This is a genomic window from Streptomyces sp. STR69 (genome assembly GCF_024519455.1).
GTDB lineage: Bacteria > Actinomycetota > Actinomycetes > Streptomycetales > Streptomycetaceae > Streptomyces.
Genome location: NZ_JALJRY010000024.1, coordinates 36,069 through 59,638, shown reverse-complemented (window position 1 = coordinate 59,638; position 23,570 = coordinate 36,069). Strand labels below are relative to the sequence as shown.

Here is a 23,570-nt window from a genome sequence, read left to right as displayed (position 1 = left end):
CAGACGAACCTCCTGCCAACCCGGACGGATACCGGTGAGAATATCATTCTCATCTCACGCAAGTAAGAGTCTCGAAACTTGCAGTGCGGTCTTCGGTAGGGGAAGCCGGGGTGTTACCGCTGAAGTGGAGTATCGTTCTTCATGTGACAGCTGTCCCCGAAGAACAACCAGCCTGGCGCCAGCGCGCCGTTGAGCGTTCCACCCGTGCCGCCAAGCTCCGCGCCGAACAACGGGTGCAGCGCTTCCTGGACGCGGCACAGGAACTGATCGCGGAGAAGCGGACGACGGACTTCACCGTCCAGGAGGTCGTGGACCGCTCCAAACAGTCACTGCGCAGCTTCTACCAGCACTTCGACGGCAAACACGAGCTGCTGCTCGCCCTATTCGAGGACGCGTTGTCCAAGTCGGCCGCCGAGATCCGTGAGACCGCCGGCTCCCAGTCGGATCCGCTCCAGGCACTGCGGCTCGCGGTGGAGATGCTGTTCGAGCAGTCGCTCTCCAACCCCGGCGTGGAGCGCCCGCTGTTCAGCGACTTCGCGCTGCAGCTCCTCGTGAAGCACCCCGCACAGGTGGCGACCGCCCACCTCCCCCTGCACCAGGTGTTCACGGAGTTGGTCGAGCAGGCCGAGGACGCCGGTGTCATCCCCGCCGGGAAGCCTCGCCGTCAGGCCTCGATCCTGATGCAGACGGTCATGTTCGTCGCGCAGGGCAACGGCGTTCCGGCCGGCAGCCACGCCGCGGCGGTCAGCGCCGAGGAGGTCTGGCAGTTCTGTCTCGGCGGCCTCTCGGGCGTCCCCGTCCGCAATTGACGGTTCGTCGGACTCGGCTGACGGCTCCCTCTGTGTAATTGACGCTCTCCATGGCGGAGAGTACGGTTCTCGCCCACCGAACGGGAGGTGGGCGATGACCGAGCCGCTACGCCATGGAGTGCAGCGCTACCGGGTCGTGCAGTGGGCCACGGGGAACATCGGTGCCCGCACGATGCGCGCCGTACTGGAGCATCCGCACCTGACCCTGGCCGGCGTGTATGTCCACACGCAGGCCAAGTCGGGCCTGGACGCGGGTGAGTTGAGCGGCGGGGAGTTCGGCACGACCGGGATCCTCGCCACGCACGACATCGACGAGATCCTGGCGCTCGACGCCGACTGTGTTCTCTACACCCCACGCACCTGCGACTTCGACGAAGTGTGCGCGCTGCTCTCGTCAGGCGTGAACGTCGTGTCGACGCGCGGCGAGTTCCATCACGCGCCCAGCCTCGACCCGGTCACGCGGAAGCGGATCGAGGACGCGTGCGCGGAGGGCGGAACCTCCGTCCACAGCACGGGCAGCAGCCCGGGATTCATCACGGAGGCCCTGCCGATCGTCCTCACCTCGATCCAGCGGCGGCTCGACGCGCTGACGATCGACGAGTTCGCGGATCTCTCCCAACGGGACTCCCCCGGGCTGCTGTTCGAGGTGATGGGCTTCGGGCAGCCCCCTGCCGAATTCGGCGAGCAGCGGCTGACCGGACTGCGCGACAGCTTCGGCCCGTCGTTGCGACTGCTGGCCGAGGCGCTCGGGACACCGCTCGATTCGGTGGAGGCGACCGGCGAGGTCGCGCTCGCCCGGCGCACGACCACGATCGCGGCGGGCACCCTGCCGGTCGGCACGGTGGCCGCGCAGCGGATCACCGTCTCCGGGCTGCGGAAAGGGCAATCCCTGCTGCGGTTCCGCGCCAACTGGTACTGCACCACCGACCTCGACCCCGCCTGGGACCTGCGCGCCACCGGCTGGCATGTGTCGGTGGAGGGAGACGCGCCGCTCGACATCGACCTGCGCTTCCCCGTCCCCCTCGACCGGATGGCCGCGATGTCCCCCTCCTACACCGCGAACCGCGCGGTCAACGCCGTCCCCTTCGTCTGCGCCGCGCCCCCGGAATCCGCACCACGGCCGACCTGCCGCAGATCGTCGCCGACCTCCGCTGAGGTCGGCCCGATCCCCACCCGATACTCGGGATGCTCAGGCGGTGGTCGCCGGTGCGGCGGCCTCCGGCTCGCTCTCCTCGTCGATCGCGTAGTTCAGGAAGTCGTCGACCATGCGGTGGAACAGCGTTGCCAGTTGCTGGAGTTCGTCCGTCGACCACCCGGAGAGGGCCATCTGCATTCCGCGCGCACCGGCGTCCCGGACACTGGCGACGGCCTTCTCACCGGCCTCGGTCAGCTCGATCCGCTGGGCGCGGCGGTCGTCGGGGTCGGGCACGCGGGTGACGTACCCGGACTTCTGCAGCTGCTGCACCGTACGGGTCACATGCGAGGCCTCGACCCCGAGGCGGTTCGCCAGCTCCCCCGGGCGTAGCGGCTCGGAGTCGGCGACCTGTCGCAGCAACGCCACCGCCGCACGGTCCAGGGGCACACCGGCGAGGGACATGAGCCGGTCGTGCTGGCGGGCGCGCGTGCTCAGGTAGGTGATCCGAGTGAGGGCTCGCTCGATCTCGGTCACCTCCGGGGAGGCGGGGGCGGTGGGGACCGGAGGTGTGGACATGAGACCCACTTTACCATATTGTTGCGTAACTCAAGTAAGTTACGGCGTGCGTTTACCCCGTCTACGGCGCAGAGAGTACGTCACCCGCAGGACACCATCGACGCCGACGTCACCAGCGCTTCTGGCTTGCGAAGAATCGCCCGAAGAAGTCCGCCTTGGCCGCGTCCGCCAGGGCGAGCGGGCCGAAGCGGTCGCCGAGTTCCATCGTGATCGGGAAGCGACGGTTCGCCGCGGGCCAGCGGGTGAGGCCATGGCCGTCGGGGTCGCCGTGGGTCGCGAAGTTCACCACGTAGTCGGACAGGGTGTCGGCGACCGTGCGGTCCACGTCGGTCCAGGGCAGGTTCGTGGCGTAGAGGTTGTCGAAGACGTAGTTGATCTCCGAACCGTGGTAAGCGCCATGGGAGTTGGGCCCGGTTGCCGTCGGCGGGACGTGCTCCCAGTAGTACGTGAACACCGGGCTCTTGGCCGTCTTCGCCCACTCGGCCGCCCACAGGTTCGCGGAGACGCGTGAGCCCTCACGGGCGGAGGCGTTGCGGGCCCGGCCCGCCTCCGCGTCGGTGGTGGCGGGGTAGAGAGTCAGGAACTCGTCGGCAAGAGTGCCGTATCCCTTCTGGGCGGTGGCGAGGTAGTCGGCGAGCTTCACTGTCGGGCTCGGGGAGGCGCCGTTCTCGTCCTTGTTGCCGCCGGCCAGTACCGGTACGTCGTTCAAGTGGCCGCCCGCCAGGGCCTGTTCGTACGTCCACGGCTTGACCCAGCCGTCGAGGACCGGGCGGAACTCCGGCGGGTTGCCGTTCACCGGGCCGCTGACCGTGGTGTCGTTGGCGTTCTGACCCGCCATCAACTTGTCGCTCGCCACGGCCCGGAGAGCGTCGAGCGAGGTGGCGCCGAGCGCGGCGGCGTATGCGGTGCCCTGGCTCTCTGCGGTCTCCAGAGTGCGGTACGACGCTGCCAGCGCGGCGATTTCGGGGTCACCGGTGGCACGGGCGCCGGCGCTCTCGGAGATCGCGCCCTGGAACAGGCCCTTGGCGAGCGGGGAGTAGATGAGGTGCATCACGGAGGCGCCGCCCGCCGACTGGCCGGCGATCGTCACCCGGTCCGGGTCGCCGCCGAACGCGGCGATGTTGCGCCGTACCCAGCGCAGGGCCGAAATCTGGTCGAGCAGACCGTAGTTGCCGGACGCCCGGTGGCCGGACTCGGCGCTGAGTTCGGGGGTGGCGAGGAAACCGAACGCGCCGGTGCGGTAGTTGAGAGTCACCACGACCAGACCCTTGGCGGCGAGACCGGCGCCGTCGAAGCCGGGGTCGGAGGCGTAACCGCCGGTGAACCGGCCGCCGTAGATCCATACCAGGACCGGGCGCTTCTTCCGCGAACTCGCCGCCCCCGTCCAGACGTTGAGGTTGAGGCAGTCCTCGCTCATCGTGACCGGGGCCGAACCCATCGTCTGCTGCGGGCAGATGTCCCCGAAGGTGTCCGCGACGCGTACGCCCGTCCAGGAGTTGGCCCGCTGCGGCGGGCGCCAGCGGTTGGCGCCCGCCGTGGTCGCGGCGTAGGGCAGCCCCTTGAACACGGTGACGCCGGAGACCAGGGAGACCACACCGGACACCCGGCCGGTGTCGATTCGGAGCGGGCCCGTCAGCGGGGCTGCGGAGCTGTCGCGGTCCGCCGCGTCGGCGCCGGTCGCGCTGCCGACGAGTGCGGCCGTCGCGGCGACGGTCAGCGAACCGTTGAGGAAGGTCCGGCGGTTCAGGGCGTTCGAAAGCATGGGGGGCTCCCTGGTCCAGGTACTTGCGAACGTAAATTCCCTGGACCGGGAGCGCCAACAATATTGTCAACTTCAGAGCGGATCCACAGCATGCTCCCGCAGCGGCCCCACGGACAGCCCGCGCATCTCGCAGGTGTCGAGGATCCGGGGCACGGCGCCGAGGGTGGCGCGCCAGGAGCCGGGAGCCGAGGTGCAGTCGGAGTCGTGCAGCAGGATCGTGCCGCCGCCGCGCAGATCCTCGGTGACCGTGCGGTGGACCGACTCCGGTGTGGCGCGGGCCCGCCAGTCCTCGCCCCAGGCCGTCCACAGCACCGGCGTGAGGTCCAGGCGGCGGGCCGCGAGGTGGCCGACGGTCGACATCACGCCGTAGGGCGGGCGGAAGAGCCGTGGAGTCCGGCCGGTGATGTCGGCGACCGTGTCGCGGGCGCGGGCCAGGTCGTCGTGGGTGGCGCGCGGGCCGCGCAGCAGGAGGGGGCGGTGGAGCCAGCCGTGGACGGCGATCTCGTGTCCGGCGGCGGCGATCTCGCGGACCAGGCCGGGGGCGCGTACCGCCTGGTTGCCGAGGAGGAAGAAGGTGGCGCGGACCCGGCGCTCGTCCAGCAGGCGCAGGAACAGTGGGGTGGAGAGCGGGTCCGGTCCGTCGTCGAAGGTGAGCGCCACATGGTCGGGCCGGCCCCGGCCGGAGAGCCGGGGCATGACGCGGTTACGGAGCGGGCCGTAGGTGGAGAGGACGGGGGCGGCGTACGCGGCGGCGAGGAGGGGAAGTGCGGGGAGCGCGGCGCGGGCGGCGGTGCGGACGAGGTGGGCGGCGGTCATGAGTGGCGTCCCTTGGCGTGGCCTTCGTGACCTTCGTGACCCGCGTGGAGTGCGTCGTGTTCGTGGTGTTCGTGGTGTGCGTGGCCCACGTCGTCGAGGTCGAGGTCCTGCCCTATGGCATGTATGAGGCGCGGGCCGCCATCTGTCGTGGCGACGGCCGTGCCGACCGCGCCCGCCCAGACCGTGCAGGCCAGGACGGTGGTGATCGCGAGCCGCAGGGCGGCCGGACGGACCGCACGGGTCCGGGGGACGGCGAGCGGGGTGGCGGGCCCGGCGCCGGCCCGGCAGACCCGTACCGTCTCGGCGGCGGGGCCCCGGTCCGCGCTCATGGCCGGAGCCTGGTGTGCTCCGGCGCCGGTGCGGCGGGTTTCCCCGGCGACCGTGCCTCGGCTCTCGTCGGCGAAGCCGCCGTGGTCCTTCCCTTCGGCCGGTTCCGGTCCCCCGCCCGGAACCTCGCCTGAAGCCCCGCCCGCGAACAGTGCGAGCCCCGCCTCCCGCTGCAGCAACCCGCGCGGGCCGTCTATCAACTCGCCCAGCACGTGCTTGAGTTGGGCCGGGTCCCGGATCCACGCGGCGACGCCCGCCTGGTCGAGGGCGGACGCATTGGTCAGTCCGTGGCCGGGTATGCAGCCGTAGCTGGCGACGGGCAGGCCCGCGGCGAAGGCTTCCAGCGAGGTCAGTCCGCCGGCGTTCTGGACCAGGACGTCGGCGGCGTGCATCAGACCGGGCATGTCGTCGACCCAGCCGTGGACGTGCTCGATGCCGTCCGCTCGGAGCTGTGCGGCCAGCGCCTCGTTGCGGCCGCAGACCACGACCGGTACGGCCGCACCGCAGTCGCGCAGTTCCCGGGCGACCTGCCGCACCGGGCCCACGCCCCAGGAGCCGGCGACCAGCAGGGCCAGCGGGGCGTTCGCGGGCAGGCCGAAACGAGTGCGGGCCGCGGCGCGCTCCGTCGCGTTCACCGGATGGAAGCGCGGGTCGGCGACCGGGCCGCACACCCGGACGTCGCGCGCGCCGGCGGCTCTGGCCTGCGCGGCGGGCACGGCGTGCAGCGCGAGGTGGACGTCGACGCCGTCGGCCACCCACAACGGGTGGACGGAGAAGTCGGTGAGGTAGGTGAGAACGGGCACGGTGAGGCGGCCGGCGAGGCGGAGGCTGCCCAGGACCCTGCTCGCGCCCGGGTAGGTCGAGACGACGGCGCCCGTGTCGGCGGGCAGGGCGCGCAGCAGCCGTTCCTCGGCGGAGCGCAGCAGGGCGCGTGCGACCGGGCCGCCGCCTCCGGCGCGTTCGGTGCTGCTGTAGATCCGCTGGTAGAGCCAGGGTGTCCGGACGAGCATGCGGTGGTAGCCGTCCCGCACGAGCCTGCCCAACCGGGCGGGCAGCACGTCCAGCAGGTCGAACCGGTCGACCGCGAATCCGGCCGCGACCAGGCGCCGTTCCAGCTCGGCGGCGGCGCCGTCGTGACCGGCTCCGACGCTCGCCGAGACGATCACGACCCGGTCGGCCGCCGCCGGGCGGCGGGGCGCGGTCGCCCGTCGGGGGCGCAGGGTGGCGACCGCGAGGGCACGCAGATGCACCGTACTTCCGAGGTGGGGCATGGGCTTCTTCCTCCGCAGGTGGAGTGGAGCGGCGAAACTCTACAACATGTAGTAGGTGACGTCGTACAACATGTAGTAGGTCGGCGGGTAGGCTGGGGCGCCGAGCGGTGGAAGGCGGTGGGGTGAACAGTGCACGACCCGAAGAGCGACGAACCCGGCGCGACGTCCGGCAGGCGGGCGCGCGGTGAACTGGAGAGCGGCGTTCTCGCCGCGCTCTACGGGGCCGACCAGCCGCTGACCGCACGCCAGGTAAGGGACGGACTGCCGGGGGATCTGGCCTACACCACCGTGCTGACGATCCTGTCGCGCCTGTACGACAAGGGGATGCTCGTCCGGCATCGCGCGGGCCGCGGGTACGCGTACGCGCCCGCCCGCGACGAGGCCACGCACACGGCGGAGCGGATGCGTTCCCTGCTGGAACACGGGACCGACCGCGAGGCGGTGCTCACCCGCTTCGTCTCCGAACTCTCCGAGGAGGACGAGCAGTTGCTGCAGCGACTGCTCTCCGGGCACGAGGGGCCGCAGCACACCGGCCGCGCCGACGAAGGACCGTGAGCCGGTGCTGATCAGTGTGTACGTCCCCCTGCTGATCACCATGGTGATCGCGGTGTTCGCACCCCGCGCCGCCCCTCTGCTGGCCCCGCGCCCGGCGGCCTGGTCGCTGGCCTCCGCGGCACTGGTGGCATCGCTGGGCTGGCTCGGCTCCCTGGGACTGCTGGCGTTCGCGGGCCTTGCGCAGATCCCCGAGGTCGCCGAGGAGGGGCAGTGGTCGGTCGCCGCCGTACGCGCCTCCGACCCCGTCTACCTCACGGTCGCCGGGACCGCCGCACTCGCCCTCCTCGCGTCCGTCGCGAGCCTCGCCGTCACCACCACACGTCAGCTACGGCACCTGCGCTGGGCCCGCCGCGAATGCCAACAGCTGCCCGGCGACACGGAGTTGGCCGTTCTCGACATGGCGACACCGGAGGCCTTCGCGCTGCCGGGGAAACCGGGGCGGATCGTGGTGTCGCGCGGGATGCTGCGCTGCCTGGGCGATCGCGAACGCGAGGCGCTGCTCGCGCACGAGCGGGCCCATCTGCACGGTCGGCACCACCTCTTCCAGACCCTCTGGCGACTCTCCGCCGCCGTGAATCCGCTGCTACGGCCACTGTCCGCGGCCGGCGGTTTCGTCCTGGAGCGCTGGGCCGACGAGGAGGCCGCGGTGCGCGTCGGCGATCGTGCGGTGGTCGCCCGTGCCGTGGGCCGGGCGGCGCTCGCCACCTCGGCGAACCGATCCCGCCCGGTGCTGGCCGCGACCGGCGGGGCGGTGCCGCAGCGAGTGCGGGCGCTGTTGGCGCCTCCTCCCCCGCGCCGGGCGCTGCCGTTCGTCGCGGGCGCGGCACTGCTCGTGGTGTGCTGCGCGAGCCTGGCCGATGCCGCGACCGACAGCGAGCAGATGATCGAGACCGCACAGCACGCGGCGTGCGTGACGGCTCAGGTGGCGGCCACGTCGGCGGCTCCGGCGGTCCCGCCGCGCGGGCTGTGCTGTGAACACGTGCACTTGGACGGACCCGCCCACCACCACTGACCGGTGTGCGGCTCCCCCCCTCCCCGGGGGGAGCCTTGCGAAAGTGTGACGCTCGCACGAGTAAGTGACACACTTTTTCAGAGACCCACCCACCCCCCTCAACAGCGCCGATCACAGCATCCGCCCGGAATACCTCCGTGTTATCGTCGCCCTAGCCATCGCCAGGAATCCTGTCGATCGACCCCGACGCTCGGACTGCACTCCCCCGTCGCGCACACTCCATGAATGGAGCGGTATGTCTGTTCTGGCCCGGCCGACGGTGGCCGCCTTCGCCGCCAAGTCCCTGCAGCGCCTCTCCCTGATGGCGGACCGGCGTCCGAGCGGGCGCGGCTCCGCCGCCTCCTCGCATCAGCGGTTCCCGCAATTCCCGCGCACCACACGGGAGTTGACGATCCCGACCGCGGTCGCCCCGGCGCGCGCCACGGTGTATCTGCCGGCCGGCGAAGGTCCGCCTCCGCCGGTGCACGTGAACTTCCACGGCGGTGGTTACGTCGTGCCGCTGACCGAACTCGACGACCCGCTGTGCCGTTTCCTCGCGGTGGAGGCAGGTGTCGTAGTGGTCAACGTCGACTACGTCGTCGCACCGCAGCACCCGTTCCCCGCACCGCCCCGGCAGGCCTTCGAGGTCGTCCGGTGGATCGCGGAGCACGGCGCCGAACAGGGCTGGGACGGCGGCCGACTCACCGTGGGCGGCCAGAGCGCCGGGGGCGGACTCGCAGCGGCGGTGGCCCGGCAGGCGCTGGAGGAGGGCGGTCCCCCGATCGCGCTCCAGGTGCTGCACTATCCGCCGCTGGACCTCGCGACCAGCGCGAAGGACAAGCGGGCCGCCATCGCCAAGCCGGTGCTGCGGCCCTGGATGGCCGAGGTCTTCGACACCTCGTACGTCCCGGATCCGAAGGTGCGTGCCGACCGGCTGGTGTCGCCCGCCCACCCCTCGGACACCGCGGACCTCAAGGGCATCGCGCCGGCGCTGGTCGTCACGGCGGAGTACGACCTGCTCAAGGCCGAAGGCGTGCGCTACGCCGACCGGTTGCGTACGGCGGGCGCTCTGGTGGAGCACGTGGACGTCGCCGGAGCCGACCACGGCTACGACGGCACGGATGACGAACGGGCCCTGCAGACCTATGCGTTGATCGCCCGTCAGGTACGGGAGGCCGTGGGTACCGGCTGAACCACCCGCGCGGACAACACACTTCGCCGACCGCCCTCTCCAGGACGGTCGGCGAAGTGCCGCCGGGTCACACCGACGGCACCGGCTCCGGCGGAACGAGGCCGAACTTGCCTGCCGCCTCGGTCAGTTCACGCCACACCTTCGGCGCCACGGGAATGCCCTTCGCAGCGCGTCCCTCGGCGACCGCCGCGCTGCGCTCGCCGGGGTAGAAGACGCCTTCAGCGTCGTCCGCCGGCGGCAGTTGCTTGAGGGTGGCCAGTGTCGCGTCGACCGCTTCGGTGAAGGCGGCCGGGTCACCGAAGGCCGCCGGGTCAAGAGCGATGAGCAGCGCGTTCTGGCGGTGCTTGCGGCCCTGCGGGTCGTCCGAGTGGAACGCGGCGAAGATCGGCGCGCCGACCAGCACACTGGTGAGCAGTTCGAACGCGAGGGACATCCCGGCCCCCTTGGCGCCGCCCAACGGCAGTGGCATGACGGCCAGTTCGGGATCGGTGGTCGAGGTTCCGTCTGCGGTCGCGGCAGCGCCCTCGGGCAGCAGGGTACCGCTCGCCTTCGCCTGGCGGATCTTGCCCAGGGCGATGGTGGCGGTCGCCATGTCGAGCAGCAGGGGGGCATGCGCCGAGGCCGGTACGGCGATGGCGAGCGGGCTGGTCGCCACGGCGGCGCCCTTGACGCCGGTGTAGCCCATGTTGGGCATCCCGGCGACGTAGCCGATACCGACGAGGCCCTGCTCGGCGATCTTCGACACGTAGTAGCCGATGGCGCCGGTGTGGACGGTCCGGCGGACCCCCACGGCGGCAACTCCACTGGTCCTGGCCCGGGTTACCGCCTCGTCGGCGGCTGCGCTGAGGGCGACCGGGCCGGGGGCACGGTCGGCGTCCAGCACGGCGGCGGCCGGGGCGGTGGACTCGATCCTGATGTCGGCGTCGGCGTTGGCCACGCCCTTGGCCAGCAGCTCCAGGTAGGCGGGGACGCGGGCGATGCCGTGCGAGTCGACGCCGCGCAGCGCGGCCCACACGAACACGTCGGCGGTGGTGCGCGCCTGCTCGACGTTCAGGCCGCCCTTCTCCAGGAGAGCGGCGGAGAAGGTGCGCAGATCGTCGGCGGCGACAAGGACCTTGCCCGGCTTGGGCGTTGCGGTGTCGGACATGGTGGCGGATGCCTTCCTGGTTCAGCGGGTGACGAGTACGTCGACGACGGCGGTGGTGCCCTCCGACACGGCCTTGAGCGCACGCTCCAGCGCGGGGGCGAGCGCCTCGGGCGCGTCGACCGTCTCGGCGTGCATCCCGAACGGCTCGGCGAACGCGGCGAGCCGGGGCAGCCGGTGCAGATCGGTACCGAGCCACTCACCGGTGTCGGCGGCGGCGCCCTCGGGGTAGAACCTGCGGTGGTTGAGGTTCATCGACTTGTAGACGCGGTTGTTGAACACCACGATCAGCAAAGGGAGTTCGTAGGCGTTCGAGGCGTCGTACGACTGGATGACCGGGTTGTAGGTGAACGCGCCGTCCCCGATGGTGAGCACCACCGGGCGTTCCTGGACGGCGAGTTTGACGCCGAGCGCGACCGCGATGCCCTGGCCGAGGCCGCCCTGGACGTAGAAGTACGAGTCGGGGTCGGCGGTTCGGACATGGCGCTTGACGACACGGCTGTGGGTGATGGTCTCGTCGACGACGATCCCGTCCCGGCCCTCCAGCAGCTTGCGCAGGGTCGCGGCGACGAGCACCGGGTCGATGCCCTCGGCGTTGGCGGCCTTTGTCTCGGCCTGGGTGATCGCCGTCTGCTCGGCCGCGAAGCGGGCGTCCTGTGCGGCCCTGCGTTCCGCCACTGCCGTCCCGTCGAGATCCTTCGCCCGCTTGGTCAGCTGGCGCAGGGTGTTGGCGACGTTGCCTTCCAAGTACTTGTCGGCGAACAGGACTTGGTAGACGACGTGGGGACGCTGCGGCACCTCGTCGATGACGACGACGGTCGCCTTGGAGGGGCGGCGCGAGGGCGGGTAGAAGGGGGCACGGCAGTTGACCAGAAGGATCAGGTCCGCCTCGTCCATCCACGGGCCGATGTCGCTGCCGGCGTGCAGCGGGTGGGTGCGCGGGAAGTTGCCGCAGACCGCCGAGTCGGGTTCGACGACGGGGATGTTCCACGCCTCCGCGAAGGCGACGAGGGCCTCGAAGCCGCCCGCCTCGCGCCCTGCGGTCTCCGTGACGACGACCGGGTTCTTCGCCTCGCGGATCAACTGGGCGACCGGGTCGACCTCTTCGGGCGAGCTGTGCGTGGAGCCGGGCGCCACGATGGGCTTCGCCTCGCGGCCGTCCCACTCCTCCAGGAGGATCTCCAGGGGGACGTTGAGGTACGCCGGTCCCGCCGGGGCACGCCACGCCAGTTCCGCCGCCCGCGTCACCATCGTAGGAAGGGTGTGGACGCTGGCGGCCTCGTTGGACCACTTGGTGAAGGGCTGTGCGATCTGGTGCGGGCCGCCCACGACGGACAGGTTGCGGTACCACTGGCCGCCCGGGTCCTGGCCGGGGCCGTCGCCGTAGGTGGTCGACTCCGAGGAGCTGACCACCATCGGGACGCCCGCGAGCAGCGCCCCGTGCACGGCCATCGAACCCTGGAGCAGACCGGGGGCCGCGTGCAGCAGCACGCCCTGCGGCCGGCGCTTGACGAGTCCGTAGCCGGTGGCCATGCCGACGGCGACCGTCTCGTGGGTCAGGTCCAGGTACTGCGGGCAGGGCAGTCCGTCGCGGTGGCGGCGGGCCAGGGACTCCCAGACCGGGGCCCACTCGGAGCCCGAGGAGCAGAAGATGTAGTCGGCGCCGACGGCGTTGAAGGCGGTAACGAGAGCATCGCCGCCGTCGGCGCCCGGGGTGTTGGTGGTGTCGGTCATCTCTCGCGCTTCCTCAGCCCTCGATCGGCCAGTTCAGGACCTCGGAGATACCGCGGCCCATGATCCATTCAAGCTCCTCGGGCGTGAAGTCCCAGTGCTTGGTGAACTGCTCGATCGTGTCGGTGTAGGTGATGCCGTGCCCGAGCAGCCGCGTGATGTCGGTGCCGTAGAAGCAGCGCTGCGGGCCCATCTTGTCGACCATCTCGCGCACGTACTTCTGGATGTTGTTGTTCGGGAACGGCTGCGTGGAGTAGCCCGGGAGCGCCGAGAGCTTCACGTAGATGTTGGGGTGGGCGGCCAGGTCGGCGGTCTCCGAGACCCAGTAACCGATCGCGTCGTCGACACAGCGGGCCATGATGCCCATGTGGTCGATGATGATCTTCAGCTCGGGGTGCTTGGCGGCGATCTCGCCCAACTCCCGCTTCCAGATGGGCGCGTGGACCATCGTCGGGACGCGCAGCTCCTCGGCGATCGGCCAGTACCAGTCGTTGGTGCCGTCGATCATCCAGTTGCGGTCCTGCGGCCGGTGGAAGGTCAGGCGCGTGCCCTTCACATGCGGGTTCTGCGCGAAGTCCGCCAGCATCGCCTTGCCCTCTTCGGGCTTGTTCTGCGGGATGCGCGCCATGATCCCGAAGCGGTCGGGGTGCGCCTCGCAGGCCTCCAGGGCGTAGTCGATACGGTCCCCCTCCCAGGACGGCGGCAGGATCAGGGCCCGGTTCACGCCGGCCTCGTCCATCAGCTCCAGGGCCTCCTCGTACGAGAAGGGGTCCTCGCGGTGTCCGTTGAGACGGATGCGCTCGCGCGCGCCCGGGACCCAGGGGCGGTCCGGGGTCTCTTCCTTCCAGATGTGGATCTGCGTGTCGACAACGAACATGTCCGGAACTCTTTCTCTCGAACGGTCTTTACGGAAGGAACGCTAGGCGGGCGACGGGGCCTTGCCGAGCGCTGGGAGTGCAAGCAGTAGTTGCGCGAAACACCGCTGTACGCAGGGCATTCTCAGTTTGCGGACGAGGCGCTGAACACGGCCTCGACGATGTGCTCGGCGATCGCCATGGAGGCGGTGGCGGCCGGCGAGGGCGCGTTGCGCACAGCGGTGATCCGGCCGACCCGATGGATGCGGAAGTCGTCCACGAGCGTGCCGTCGGGGTCCAGTGCCTGGGCCCGGACGCCAGCCCCGCCGCGTACGACGTCGGAGACGCCGACACCGGGGACGTACAGCTTCGCGTCCTTCATGAAGACCGACGCGGACAGCGAGCCGCGGTACTCCTTGATGCCGGTCCGCCAGTGCTGGGCGGCCATCCGCCAGGTGCCGGGGTAGGCGGCGAGTCCGGCGAGATCCTTCAGCGAGAAGCGGCCGAGCTTGTAGCCCTCCCGGGCCAGGGCGAGGACGGCGTTCGGGCCGACCTCCACGCTGCCGTCGACACGCGGGGTGAAGTGCACGCCGAGGAAGGGGTAACGGGGGTCCGGCACCGGGTAGACGAGCCCGCGCACCAGGTGTGTGCGCTCCGGTTTGAGGAGCATGTACTCGCCCCGGAACGGCACGATCTTCGGCGCCTTCTTGTCCTGCGCCAGCTTTGCCACGGCGTCGGAGTGCAGCCCCGCGCAGAGGATCAGCCGGTCGACCCGCACACACTCCTGCCCGGACGCGACCTCGATACCGCCCGGCACGGTGGTGATGGACGTGACCGGGAAGCCGAGCCGCACCTCGCCGCCGGAGGCCTCGATGTCCTTGGCGAACTCGCGGGCGACCGCCGGGTAGTCGGTGATCGCGGTGCGCGGGGAGTGCAGGGCCGCGATACCGCCCACATGCGGCTCCAGCTCCTTGATCTCTTCCTGGGAGATCCTGCGGAGTTCGGGGACATGGTTGTTCCTGGCCCGCTCGTACAGGTTCTCCATCCGACCCAGTTCGTCCGGCCGTACGGCCACGACGAGCTTGCCGATCTCCTCGTACGGCAGGCCGCGGTCCTGGCAGTACTCGCGCAGGATCGATACGCCCCGGACGCACAGGTCGGCCTTGAGGCTGCCCGGCGCGTAGTAGATGCCGGCGTGCACGACCCCGGAGTTGTGGCCGGTCTGGTGGACGGCGACCTCGTGTTCCTTCTCCAGGACCACGACCCGGGTGCCGGGGCGGCGCAGGGCGATCTCGCGGGCGGTGGCCAGGCCCACGATGCCGGCGCCGACGATGCCGATCGTCTCGTCAGCCATCGGCATCCTCCTCTCTCTGACGTGCTCGCTCGCTCAGGCGCCGATGTGGACGGCGACGGTCTTGACCCGGGTGGAGAAGCGCAGGACCTCGTCGCCCTGCTCCTTGTAGCCGGTGCCGGAGTCGTGGAAGCCGCCGAAGGGCAGGTGCACGTCCCAGCCCGGGGTGGTCGCGTTGACCGCGATCTGCCCGCACTCGGCGTCGTCCGCGAAGCGGTACGCGGAGGCGAGGTCGCGGGTGAACACCGCCGCGGCCAGGCCGAATTGGGAGTCGTTGACCGCGTCGACGGCCTGCGCGAAGTCGTCCACGGCGCGCACGGCGAGGACCGGTCCGAAGACCTCCTCGCGCCAGATCGCCGTCTCGGCGGTGACATCTGCGAGCACGGTCGGCTGCACGAAGCAGCCGTGCGCGTGGTCGCCCTCGGTGTCCGCCGAGCCGCCGGTGAGGACGGTGGCACCCTGCTCTACGGCGCCCTTGAGGTGGGCGAGGACACTGTCGCGCTGCTTGGGGCTGGACAGCGGGCACAGGGTGGTCGCCGGATCACTGCCGGGGCCGACTTTCAACGCCTCGACCTCGGCGACCAGGAGCCGGGTGAACTCCTCGTACACCGGCCGCTCGACGATGACTCGGCTGGTGGCGGTGCACCGCTGTCCGGCCTGGCCGAAGGACGCGGCCACGACGGTCTTCGCGGCGAACGGGAGGTCGGCGTCCACCAGGACCACCGAGGCGTTCTTGCCGCCGAGTTCGCCCTGGAAGCGGACGTTGCGGTCGGCGAGGCGGCGGCGGATCCGGTTGCCCACCTCGTTCGAGCCGGTGAAGGTGATGCCGACGATGCGCGGGTCGTCGAGGAGCGCCTCCTCGATCTCGGCCGTACGGCCCGTCACCACGTTCAGGACGCCGGCGGGCAGGCCGGCGTCGTGCAGGGCGCGGGCGAAGTGCAGGCCCGACAACGGTGTCTCGGTGGCCGGCTTGAACACGGCCGCGTTGCCGGTGGCGAGCAGCGGGGCGAGCTTGCGGGCCGGCGTGATCAGCGGGTCGTTCCAGGGGCTGATCACGAGGATCACGCCGATCGGCTCGCGCTGGGTGTGCACGCGGGTGTTCGGGCGGGCGTCGTGCAGAAGGGTGCCGTAGCCCTGGCGGGCCAGGCCCGCGTAGTAGTCGAGGAAGTCCGCGGCCTTGAGGGTCTCGCCCCGGGCCTCGGCGCCGGTCTTGCCGTTCTCGGCGGTGACGTCGGCGGCGATCTCGTCGACCCGCTCGCGGATCAGCCTGGCCGCGTCCGTGAAGATCCGGGCCCGTTCGAAGGGGCTGGTGCGCTTCCATACGGCGAAAGCGCGCTCGGCGTGGTCGTAGGCGCGGGTGACGTCCTTGGCGGCGAGGGCGGGGATGCGCGCGAGGGGGGTGCGGACGTCGGCGGGGTTGTGCACCTCGATCCACTCGCCGGTCGCCACCCACTCTCCACCGGAGAGGGTTTCCAGGCTTCGCATGAAGATCACTTCCTTCGTCCGCCGCGGTGCGGGTCCGCGGTCTGCACAGTCAGCGGCCACAACGGGCCGAATGCGACAACACACCATGTGAGGGCGGTACCACCAGCCCCACGCAGGCAGGCATTGCTTGCGCCGTGCGCAGGTCGGCGGAGGGTTGTTCCGTGCTGGAATCGGCTGGCCGGACGGCATGTGCCACGCCGCCGGGAGCCGAGGATCCGCCGCGGATCGACCGAGGAGAGACACGACATGGCCTACGCAGTCATCGCCCGCTACTTCTGCGACCCCACCGACGAGGCCACGGTGCGGGCCGCGTTGCTGAAGGTGCGCGAGCAGACCCGTGCCGAGCCGGCGAACCTGGCGTACGAGGTGCACGCCGAGGCGGACGTACCGGGGAGTTTCGTGCTGTACGAGCAGTACGCCGACGTGGCCGGTTTCGAGGCGCACAAGGCGGCCGACCACTTCGACGAGCTGATCGTGCGGACGATCTGGCCGCTGCTGACCGACCGGAAGGTGACGTTCGCCGAGGTCCTCTGACGGACCTTGCTGGGAAGCGCGGTGCCGCGCTTCCCAGCTCGCGCGTCAGAACTCGTTGCCCCAGACATAGCGGGCGACCGTCTCCACCAGCTCGATCTTCCGGCGCTGTTCCTCGGTGGTCAGCAGCGGCCGGCTCGCCACGTCGGCGAAGCCCCGGGACGGTGCTACGGCTCCGTCCTCCAGGTCCTTGAACTCGCCGACCGCGTCGAGCCTCGCCATCACCGTGTCGATGTCCTCCAGCCCGGGCATGGTCGCGTCGACGACACCCAGGCAGAAGTCACGGCCCTCCGGCAGGGCCTTGACCAGGGCGAGCTCGGCAGGGGTGCCCTGGTCGAAGGGCAGGATCCAGCGGTCTGCGCCGATCGCGCCGTAGAGCAGCTCGGCACGGGCCCGGTCCACCGCGGCCGGGGCGACCGGGCCGGGGGCCACGCCGATCCGTACGCCCTCGGGGCGCTCGTCCAGGCGTACCGCCAGGGCGTCGACGGCGAGTGCGTCCTCGAAGGAGAGCGCGCCGGGGTCCGCCGGGTCGGTGGCCAACTGCCCCAGCAGAAGGGGGTTGTTGAGCTGGATCAGGCGCACTCCCTTAGCGACCAGTGTCTCGATCTCCGTGAGGACGATCTCCGCGAGGGCCTCCCCCAACTCCCGTGCGGAGGAAGGGCCGAGACCGGGCTGGAAGGTGGTGGCGGCGAGGTACGCGGGCGAGGGCAGCGAGACCTTCGGGGCGATCACCGTGAGTTCGGTGAGCCGTGCCGCCCAGTCCGCGAGCAGGGGGCCGTTGGCCTTCGGCAGGGATTCCGCGACCCAGCGGACCAGGCCGTCGGCGTCGGTCTCGTCAGTGCGCCGGAAACCTGATACTCCGTCAAGAACCGCGCTGCGGAAGTCCTCTCGGGGGAAGTCGCCGTCGGTGACGACGGTGGAGCGCAGCTTGCGCTGGAAGACGACCGCCTCCCTGACCGCCTGGAGCTCAGCCTCCTTCAGCGCTTCGGGGTCGCCGGCCGCGCGGGCGGCGGTCAGCTCGACGGGGCGGACCAGGCTGCCCTGGTGGTCGATGCGGTAGTTGAACGTATCCGCCATGGCTCATGCGTCCTTTCCGGGCGAGGACGGGGCGGGCTTGCCCGCAACTCCCCAGGCGGCGAACTCCAGTTCGTAGCCGAGCGAGGCGAGGACCTCCTCGGCGATCTGCTGGTCCTCGTCGGCGGTACCGCCCGCGATGCCGAGGCCGCCGATGATCTCGCCGTCCTTCTTGATGGTGAGGCTGCCTTCGGTCGCCATGATCGGCATTGCGGCACCGGGGAGTTGGGAGAGCTGGGAGAAGAAGACCGGCTGGCTCTCCTGCCACTTCTTCAGCATCTTGCCGGGCCGCTGCATGATGGCCGCCGTGTACGCCTTGGCGCGGGCGATGTCCGGGGTGAGCGGGCGGGCGCCGTCCGGGCGGCGGATGGCGATGGGGAAGCCGCCCGCGTCCACGACGGCGACGCTCACCGCCTTTCCGATCGACTGGGCGCGTTTGTGGGCGGCGTCGATGATCTCCTCGGCGGCGTCCAGGGTGAGGCTGCTCATGCTGCTTCCTTCGGTGCGGTGAGGGTGCGGCGCAGGTGGGCGACGGCGGCGTTGTACTTGGCGGGCGTCTCCCAGTACATGGAGTGCGGGGCGTCCGGGACGATCTCCAGGTGCGAGCCGGCCAGCAGTTCGTGGGCGCGGGTCACGGTCTTCACGCTGAGCACCGCGTCCTTCTCGCCCGCGAGGAAGGCGACCTTGACGCCCGAGTCCCGGATGTCGTCCAGGGACGGGCCGTTGGTGTCGAGGTTGCGCAGGTCCTGCATCTTGGCCACGTTGAACGTGCCCATCTGCTGGAACAGGAAGGTGAGGTCGGCCCGCTCCTCCTGGAACCGCTTCGTCAACAGGCGGTCGATGACCGGCAGTTTGACGGCCTCGGCGCGGTCGGCGGCTGCCAGTTCCCTCAACTCGGGGTGGCTGATGCCGCCCAGCGAGTGGCCGAGCACGACGGAGCCGACCCGCTCGGGCCGCAGCAGTCCGGCGCGCAGGGCGGCGACGGAGCCGATGGACTGGCCGACCAACATGGCGTCGGTCAGGTCCTCCTGGTCCAATACGGCGACGACGTCGCCGGGAAAGTCCTGGCCGTCGAACTCGGGCATGGACGAGTCGGACTTGCCGAAGCCGCGCAGGTCCACGGTGACGACCGTGAACTCGGCTCGCAGCGCTGCCACTTGCTGCCACCATGCGGCGTGGTGGCCGCCGCTGCCGTGCACGAACAGGATCGCCGGACCGCTGCCGTGGCGCTCGTAGTAGATGGAGGTGCCGTCGGAGTCGGCGATGGGCATGGGGGTGAACTCCTGTACGCGCGGGATTAGTTGGGGCGCCGACCGTGGAAGACGAGCTCGATCATCGTGTGGTCGGGGTCGTGGATGTAGCAGAACTTCGACTGGTTCTCGGGCCGTTCGATCGGCCGGGTGTGCCGGATGCCCAAGTCCCCGAGGTGGGCGAGGAACTCGTCCCAGTCGTCGACCTCGACGGCGAAGTGATAGGGCGCCATGCGCTCCATCTCCTCGACCGGTGTGAAGTGGAGGTCGAAGTTGCCGCGGGTCATCAGCACCACACGGGAGTTGGACTTGGGCATGATGCGCTTCATCCCGAAGACCTTCGTGTACCACTCGGCGGTCCGGTCGGGGTCGGTGGTGGGGAAGTTGACGTGGTGGATGTAGCGGGGTGCGCTGCTCATGACGGATTCCCTTCACTGTGTACGGGGTTGGACAGGACGCCGATGCCGCTGATCTCGATGTCCACGGTGTCCCCTGGTTCGAGTTGGCAGGTGGACTCGGCGCCCATCCACAGCACGTCCCCCGGGTGCATGGTGATGTGCTTGGTGAGCTCGACGATGTGGTCGAACGGGTCGAAGACCATGTCGCCGGTGGCGAACGAGGCGCGGACCTCCCCGTTCACACGGAGTGTCGTGGTCTGGGCCAGGGCATCGACATCGGTCTCCATCCAGGGGCCCATGGGCTTGAACGTGTCGCTGTTCTTGCTGCGCCAGAAGGAGCGGTCCTGGTGCTGCCAGGTGCGGGCGCTGACGTCGTTGCCGATGGTCCAGCCGAAGACCGACTTGCGGGCCTCGTCGTACGTCGCGTGGCGCAAGGTGCGGCCGATGACGGCGACCAGTTCCGGCTCGGCCTCGAAGCGGCCCTCGACCTCGTCCGGCTTGACGATGGGCGAACGGTGGCCGGTGAGCGCGTTGTTGGCCCGGTAGCCGACCTCGGGGCGGGTGGGCGTCTCGGCGCGGGCGTGCGCGATGTGCCGCGGGTAGTTCATGCCGACGGCGTAGAAGACGGGCGGGACGACGACGGGCAGCCAGTGGGCGTCGGCGACCGGCACCGTGCCGAGGACCGAGGGGTCGCCGTCGAGGGGGGACTCGGACAGCAGCTCGATGTCCTCCTCCCCCACGCGGCCCCACACCGCCCGGCCGCCGACCGCAACACGGGTGTACCTCATGGCGGTTCAGCCCGCCAGCAGGTGGGAGACGCGCTTGGTGACGAGGTAGGCGTCGAGGGCCTCGGGGCCGCCCTCCCTGCCGTAGCCACTCTCCTTGACGCCGCCGGAGGGGGCCTCGGCGACGGAGCCGCCGCAGTGGTTGATGGAGAGGATGCCGGCCTCCAGCGCGTCCGAGAGTTTCTCGGCGGTGGCGGCGGACTCGGTGAAGCCGTAGGCGGCGAGGCCGTACGGCAGGGCGTTGGCGAGGGCCAGCGTCTCGTCCAGGTCGGTGAACGGGACGATCGGCGCGAGCGGGCCGAAGGGCTCCTCGTGCATCAGCTTCGCGTCCGCCGGTACGTCGGTGAGGACGGTCGGGGCGTAGAAGTAGCCGTCGCGCGCGAGGCGTTGACCGCCGGTGAGCACCTTGGCGCCGCGTTCGACGGCGTCGGCGACCAGGTTCTCCATGGCCTGCAGTCGCCGCTCGTTGGCGAGCGGGCCCATGGTGGTGTCGGCGTCGAGGCCCTCTCCCACGGTGACTTCCTGGGCTGCCTTCACGAACTCGGCGGTGAACTCCTCGACGATGCTCGCGTGGACGAAGAAGCGGCTCGGCGAGGTGCACACCTGGCCGGCGTTGAAGAACTTCGCCTGGGCCGCCTTGCGGGCGGACTTCACCGGGTCGGCGTCGGCGCAGACGATGACCGGGGCGTGGCCGCCGAGTTCCATCAGGGTGGGCTTCATGACCTCGCCGGCCTGTGCCGCCAGGAGCTTGCCGACCGGGACCGAGCCGGTGAAGGCGACCAGGCGGATCCGCGGCGAGGGGATCAGGTGGGCGGAGACCTCGGCCGGTTCGCCGAAGACGAGGTTGAGGACACCGGCCGGGAGCCCGGCGTCGGCGTAGCAGGCGACCAGGGCGGCGGCCGTACCCGGGGTCTCCTCGGACGCCTTGATGACGATCGAGCAGCCTGCGGAGAGGGCGGAGGAGAGCTTGCGGTTGGGGCCGCCGACGGGGAAGTTCCACGGCACGAACGCGGCGACGGGGCCCACGGGTTCACGGCGGACGGTGAGGACGGTACCGGGTGCGGACGGGATGATCCGGCCGTAGGCACGGCGGGCGTCCTCGATGTGCCAGCGCAGGGTGTCGGCGGTGCGCAGGGCCTCGGTGGTGCCCTCGCGCAGCGGCTTGCCCTGTTCCTGGGCCATGATCCGGCCGATCTCGGGAGCGCGCTCGGTGATGAGGTCGGCGGCTGCGTGCAGGATCGCGGAGCGCTTGCCGATCGGGGTGTTGCGCCAGGTGCGGAAGCCCTCGGTGGCCGCTTCGAGGGCGCGGTCGAGGTCGGCGGCGGTGGCGAGGGGTACGTCGCCGATCACCTTCTCGGTGGCCGGGTTCACGATCGGGGCGGTCCGTCCGGTGCCGCCCTGGCACCACTCGCCCGCGATGTACATGCGGACGGCGGGGTAGCCGTGGTCGGAGGTCATGAGTGGGTGCCCTCTCAGGCTGGGGAGGAGAGTCAGGTGGCGGGGGCGTCCTGGTCGCGGTTGGAGCGCAGTGCCCAGATGTGGTGCGGCGGGGTGGTCTCGTGGACGCGGGTCTCGTAGGTGTCGTCGACGCGGTCCATGTCGGCCGCGTACTCGACGCGACCTCCGCAGGGGGCGTGGACGAATCGGAAGACGTTGGAACCGACCGTGTGGCGGCCGAGTTTGCGGGCCTCCCGCCAGCCGCGCTCGATCATGAAGTTGCCGCCCTCGATGACGTCGTCGAAGCCGGGGACCTCGTAGGCGATGTGGTTGACGCCGGCGCGGTCGGGGCGGTGGCACAGCAGCACGGTGTGCTGGTCGTCGTCGCCCGGTGCCTGCATGAAGACGCCCATCGGTTCGACGACGTCGGTGGGCCGGAAGCCGAGCCGCTCGGTGTAGAAAACGACGGCCTCCTCGCGTCCCTCCTTGGCGATGTTCAGCGCGACATGGCACATGCGCAGCGGGAAGGCCCGGGTGAGCGGTTCCAGCGCGGTGTTCCAGCGGTCGACACTGCCCGTCGCGTTGGCGGGGCGGGGGGTGACGTCCACGTCCTTCGGGCGGGCCAGGGTGAGTCCGACGCCGAAGCCGCTCTCGTCCACGGTGTGGAAGACACCGTCGGCGCTCTCGTGGATCTTGCGGTCACGGCCGGCGGCGGCGACCAGCCGGGCCAGTTCCTCGGGGGTGTCGACGCCCCAGACGACCTCACGGATCGTCGGCCCGGCCTCCACCGGCGGCGGCAGCAGCGGGCCGGGCACGGTATCCAGGTGGAGGGTCTGTCCGGCGAGCGTCTCGAAGACCGCGTGCTCCTCGGTGCGCTCCAGCAGGAACAGCCCGAAGTCGACGAAGAAACGCACACATTCGTCTACGTCGTCGATGCCGTAGGTGACCGATTCGATTCTCTGGATTCCCATGGATGCCTCGTTTCGCGGGTCGCCCGGCGAGCCTAGATTTCAGGAGGTGAAGGCCTCAATGGTCCGGGCTCGCCTGAATTCGCAATCGTTTCTTGCGGCTACGCACGGATGGCCGGAATGGGGTTCTGGGCGAACCATTCGGCAAGGAAGTCCAGGAAGACGCTGACCTTGCGCGGGGTGGCCTGGCCGGGGCCGTAGATCGCGAAGAGCGGGCGGTCGGGTACGGCAAGTTCGGGCAGCAGGACCTTGAGGGCGCCGGAGAGGAGGTCGTCGTAGGCGGGGCGCTGTGGGAGCAGGGCGATGCCTCGGCCGTGGACGGCGGCCTTCTGGAGCGCGAGGTAGGAGTTGGAGGAGAACGCCACGTTGCGGATCTTGTGCAGGGTGCTCGTGTGTCCGTGGCCGATGCGCCAGACCGGGTCGTTGACGTGGACGAGGCACTCGTGGTGGGCGAGGCCGTTGGGTTCGGTGAGCGGGCCGCAGCGCTCCAGGTACTTCTCGGAGGCGCAGAGCACGAAAGGCAGGGAGGCGATCTTCTTCAGGCGGACGCTCGAATCGCGGAGGTCACGGGTGTGGAAGGCCACGTCGAAGCCGCTGTCCAGGAAGTCGTACGTACGGTCCGACATGCCGCCCAGCTCGAAGCGGACGTGGATCTTGGGGTGGGCGGCGGAGAAGGCGGCGATCGCGTCTCCGAGGTCCAGGCTGCCTATCCACTTCGGGCAGATGATGCTCAGGGTGCCCTCGGCGCGGTCGTGGAGGTGCGAGATGACGGCGTCCTCGGCCTCGATCTCGTCGAGGATGCGGGCCGCGAACTCGGCGTACCGCAGTCCCGGTTCGGTGAGGCTCACCGAGCGGGCGGTGCGGTTGACGAGGCGGACGCCCACCTGTCGCTCCAGTTCGGCGACGTGGCGCGACACGAGTGAGCCCGACGAGCCCAGCTTCTTGGCGGCGCCGCTGAAGCTGCCGGCCTGGGCGACGGTGACGAAGCTGTGCATGAGGAGCAGTCGATCCATGATTCCTCCGGAGGCCCACGTGTGCCAGGGGTGGGCCCCGGCGGCGGTGCCGGTCGTGCGTAGGGGTCCGACACGATCCGGAATGTCCTTGTAGCGGCTCTGTCAGGACATTCCG

At 70.5% G+C, this 23,570-nt stretch carries 23 protein-coding genes; 5 read left to right on the top strand and 18 right to left on the bottom strand.

Annotation, left to right across the window (positions count from 1 at the left end; genetic code table 11):
- Positions 1 to 143: 143 nt before the first annotated feature.
- Complete coding sequence (locus OC490_RS35725; protein WP_262062194.1) at positions 144 to 809, top strand: TetR/AcrR family transcriptional regulator; 666 nt, start codon at positions 144 to 146, stop codon at positions 807 to 809.
- 432 nt (positions 810 to 1,241) lie between these two features.
- Here the strand turns inward: OC490_RS35725 and OC490_RS35720 are convergent, their stop codons facing one another.
- The 5 genes from OC490_RS35720 to OC490_RS35700 all read right to left on the bottom strand — a co-directional run bounded on the left by OC490_RS35720 (position 1,242) and on the right by OC490_RS35700 (position 6,696).
- Entirely contained in the window at positions 1,242 to 1,670 is a 429-nt protein-coding gene (locus OC490_RS35720; protein ID WP_262062193.1) for a hypothetical protein, read from the bottom strand.
- A gap of 328 nt (positions 1,671 to 1,998) precedes the next feature.
- Positions 1,999 to 2,520 (bottom strand): MarR family winged helix-turn-helix transcriptional regulator, encoded by a 522-nt coding sequence (locus tag OC490_RS35715; protein WP_262062192.1) that lies wholly within the window; start codon positions 2,518 to 2,520, stop codon positions 1,999 to 2,001.
- A 109-nt stretch (positions 2,521 to 2,629) separates the two neighbouring features.
- Entirely contained in the window at positions 2,630 to 4,282 is a 1,653-nt protein-coding gene (locus tag OC490_RS35710; RefSeq protein ID WP_262062191.1) for a carboxylesterase/lipase family protein, read from the bottom strand.
- A 72-nt stretch (positions 4,283 to 4,354) separates the two neighbouring features.
- Positions 4,355 to 5,098, bottom strand: coding sequence for a polysaccharide deacetylase family protein (locus OC490_RS35705; protein WP_262062190.1), 744 nt, complete (start codon positions 5,096 to 5,098; stop codon positions 4,355 to 4,357).
- A complete protein-coding gene (locus OC490_RS35700; protein WP_262062189.1) occupies positions 5,095 to 6,696 on the bottom strand; it encodes a glycosyltransferase in 1,602 nt (533 codons plus the stop codon). The genes OC490_RS35705 and OC490_RS35700 overlap by 4 nt, the downstream gene beginning before the upstream one ends.
- A 129-nt stretch (positions 6,697 to 6,825) precedes the next feature.
- On the opposite strand from OC490_RS35700, the gene OC490_RS35695 reads away from it, so the two are divergent.
- From OC490_RS35695 to OC490_RS35685, 3 genes are all read left to right on the top strand, one after another.
- Entirely contained in the window at positions 6,826 to 7,251 is a 426-nt protein-coding gene (locus tag OC490_RS35695; RefSeq protein ID WP_262062188.1) for a BlaI/MecI/CopY family transcriptional regulator, read from the top strand.
- Between the two features lie 4 nt (positions 7,252 to 7,255).
- Complete coding sequence (locus OC490_RS35690) at positions 7,256 to 8,263, top strand: M56 family metallopeptidase (RefSeq protein WP_262062187.1); 1,008 nt, start codon at positions 7,256 to 7,258, stop codon at positions 8,261 to 8,263.
- A gap of 235 nt (positions 8,264 to 8,498) precedes the next feature.
- On the top strand, positions 8,499 to 9,434 hold the full coding sequence (locus OC490_RS35685; RefSeq protein WP_262062186.1) for an alpha/beta hydrolase: 936 nt from the start codon (positions 8,499 to 8,501) through the stop codon (positions 9,432 to 9,434).
- 67 nt (positions 9,435 to 9,501) lie between these two features.
- On the opposite strand, the gene OC490_RS35680 is transcribed toward OC490_RS35685, so the two are convergent.
- From OC490_RS35680 to OC490_RS35660, 5 genes are all read right to left on the bottom strand, one after another.
- The gene (locus OC490_RS35680) at positions 9,502 to 10,581 is read right to left on the bottom strand and encodes an Ldh family oxidoreductase (RefSeq protein ID WP_262062185.1); all 1,080 of its coding nucleotides are present in this window, start codon (positions 10,579 to 10,581) and stop codon (positions 9,502 to 9,504) included.
- Positions 10,582 to 10,602: 21 nt separating this feature from the next.
- Positions 10,603 to 12,312 carry a thiamine pyrophosphate-dependent enzyme gene (locus tag OC490_RS35675; protein ID WP_262062184.1) on the bottom strand — a complete coding sequence of 570 codons (1,710 nt, stop codon included), beginning with the start codon at positions 12,310 to 12,312 and terminating at the stop codon, positions 10,603 to 10,605.
- A 13-nt stretch (positions 12,313 to 12,325) separates the two neighbouring features.
- Positions 12,326 to 13,186, bottom strand: coding sequence for an amidohydrolase family protein (locus OC490_RS35670; RefSeq protein ID WP_033282910.1), 861 nt, complete (start codon positions 13,184 to 13,186; stop codon positions 12,326 to 12,328).
- A 122-nt stretch (positions 13,187 to 13,308) separates the two neighbouring features.
- Complete coding sequence (gene lhgO, locus OC490_RS35665) at positions 13,309 to 14,517, bottom strand: L-2-hydroxyglutarate oxidase (protein WP_262062183.1); 1,209 nt, start codon at positions 14,515 to 14,517, stop codon at positions 13,309 to 13,311.
- 33 nt (positions 14,518 to 14,550) lie between these two features.
- A complete protein-coding gene (locus OC490_RS35660) occupies positions 14,551 to 15,999 on the bottom strand; it encodes an aldehyde dehydrogenase family protein (protein ID WP_262062182.1) in 1,449 nt (482 codons plus the stop codon).
- Positions 16,000 to 16,245: 246 nt separating this feature from the next.
- Here OC490_RS35660 and OC490_RS35655 point away from each other — a divergent pair, with 246 nt between their 5' ends.
- Positions 16,246 to 16,533 (top strand): putative quinol monooxygenase, encoded by a 288-nt coding sequence (locus OC490_RS35655; RefSeq protein ID WP_262062181.1) that lies wholly within the window; start codon positions 16,246 to 16,248, stop codon positions 16,531 to 16,533.
- 45 nt (positions 16,534 to 16,578) lie between these two features.
- Here OC490_RS35655 and OC490_RS35650 read toward each other — a convergent pair whose 3' ends face one another.
- The 8 genes from OC490_RS35650 to OC490_RS35615 form a co-directional block, all read right to left on the bottom strand.
- A complete protein-coding gene (locus OC490_RS35650) occupies positions 16,579 to 17,607 on the bottom strand; it encodes a methionine synthase II (cobalamin-independent)-like protein (RefSeq protein WP_262062180.1) in 1,029 nt (342 codons plus the stop codon).
- A gap of 3 nt (positions 17,608 to 17,610) precedes the next feature.
- Positions 17,611 to 18,093 (bottom strand): GlcG/HbpS family heme-binding protein, encoded by a 483-nt coding sequence (locus OC490_RS35645; RefSeq protein WP_262062179.1) that lies wholly within the window; start codon positions 18,091 to 18,093, stop codon positions 17,611 to 17,613.
- A complete protein-coding gene (locus OC490_RS35640; RefSeq protein WP_262062178.1) occupies positions 18,090 to 18,875 on the bottom strand; it encodes an alpha/beta fold hydrolase in 786 nt (261 codons plus the stop codon). Before OC490_RS35640 ends, OC490_RS35645 begins: the two co-directional genes overlap by 4 nt.
- Positions 18,876 to 18,901: 26 nt before the next feature.
- On the bottom strand, positions 18,902 to 19,273 hold the full coding sequence (locus OC490_RS35635; RefSeq protein ID WP_262062177.1) for a VOC family protein: 372 nt from the start codon (positions 19,271 to 19,273) through the stop codon (positions 18,902 to 18,904).
- Positions 19,270 to 20,040, bottom strand: a complete 771-nt coding sequence (locus OC490_RS35630) for a fumarylacetoacetate hydrolase family protein (RefSeq protein WP_262062176.1) — start codon at positions 20,038 to 20,040, stop codon at positions 19,270 to 19,272. Before OC490_RS35630 ends, OC490_RS35635 begins: the two co-directional genes overlap by 4 nt.
- A gap of 6 nt (positions 20,041 to 20,046) precedes the next feature.
- Complete coding sequence (locus OC490_RS35625; RefSeq protein ID WP_262062175.1) at positions 20,047 to 21,495, bottom strand: NAD-dependent succinate-semialdehyde dehydrogenase; 1,449 nt, start codon at positions 21,493 to 21,495, stop codon at positions 20,047 to 20,049.
- A 32-nt stretch (positions 21,496 to 21,527) separates the two neighbouring features.
- Positions 21,528 to 22,445: a VOC family protein gene (locus tag OC490_RS35620; RefSeq protein WP_262062174.1), complete on the bottom strand. Its 918-nt coding sequence runs from the start codon at positions 22,443 to 22,445 to the stop codon at positions 21,528 to 21,530.
- A 98-nt stretch (positions 22,446 to 22,543) separates the two neighbouring features.
- A complete protein-coding gene (locus OC490_RS35615; protein ID WP_262062173.1) occupies positions 22,544 to 23,455 on the bottom strand; it encodes a LysR family transcriptional regulator in 912 nt (303 codons plus the stop codon).
- Positions 23,456 to 23,570 lie beyond the last annotated feature (115 nt).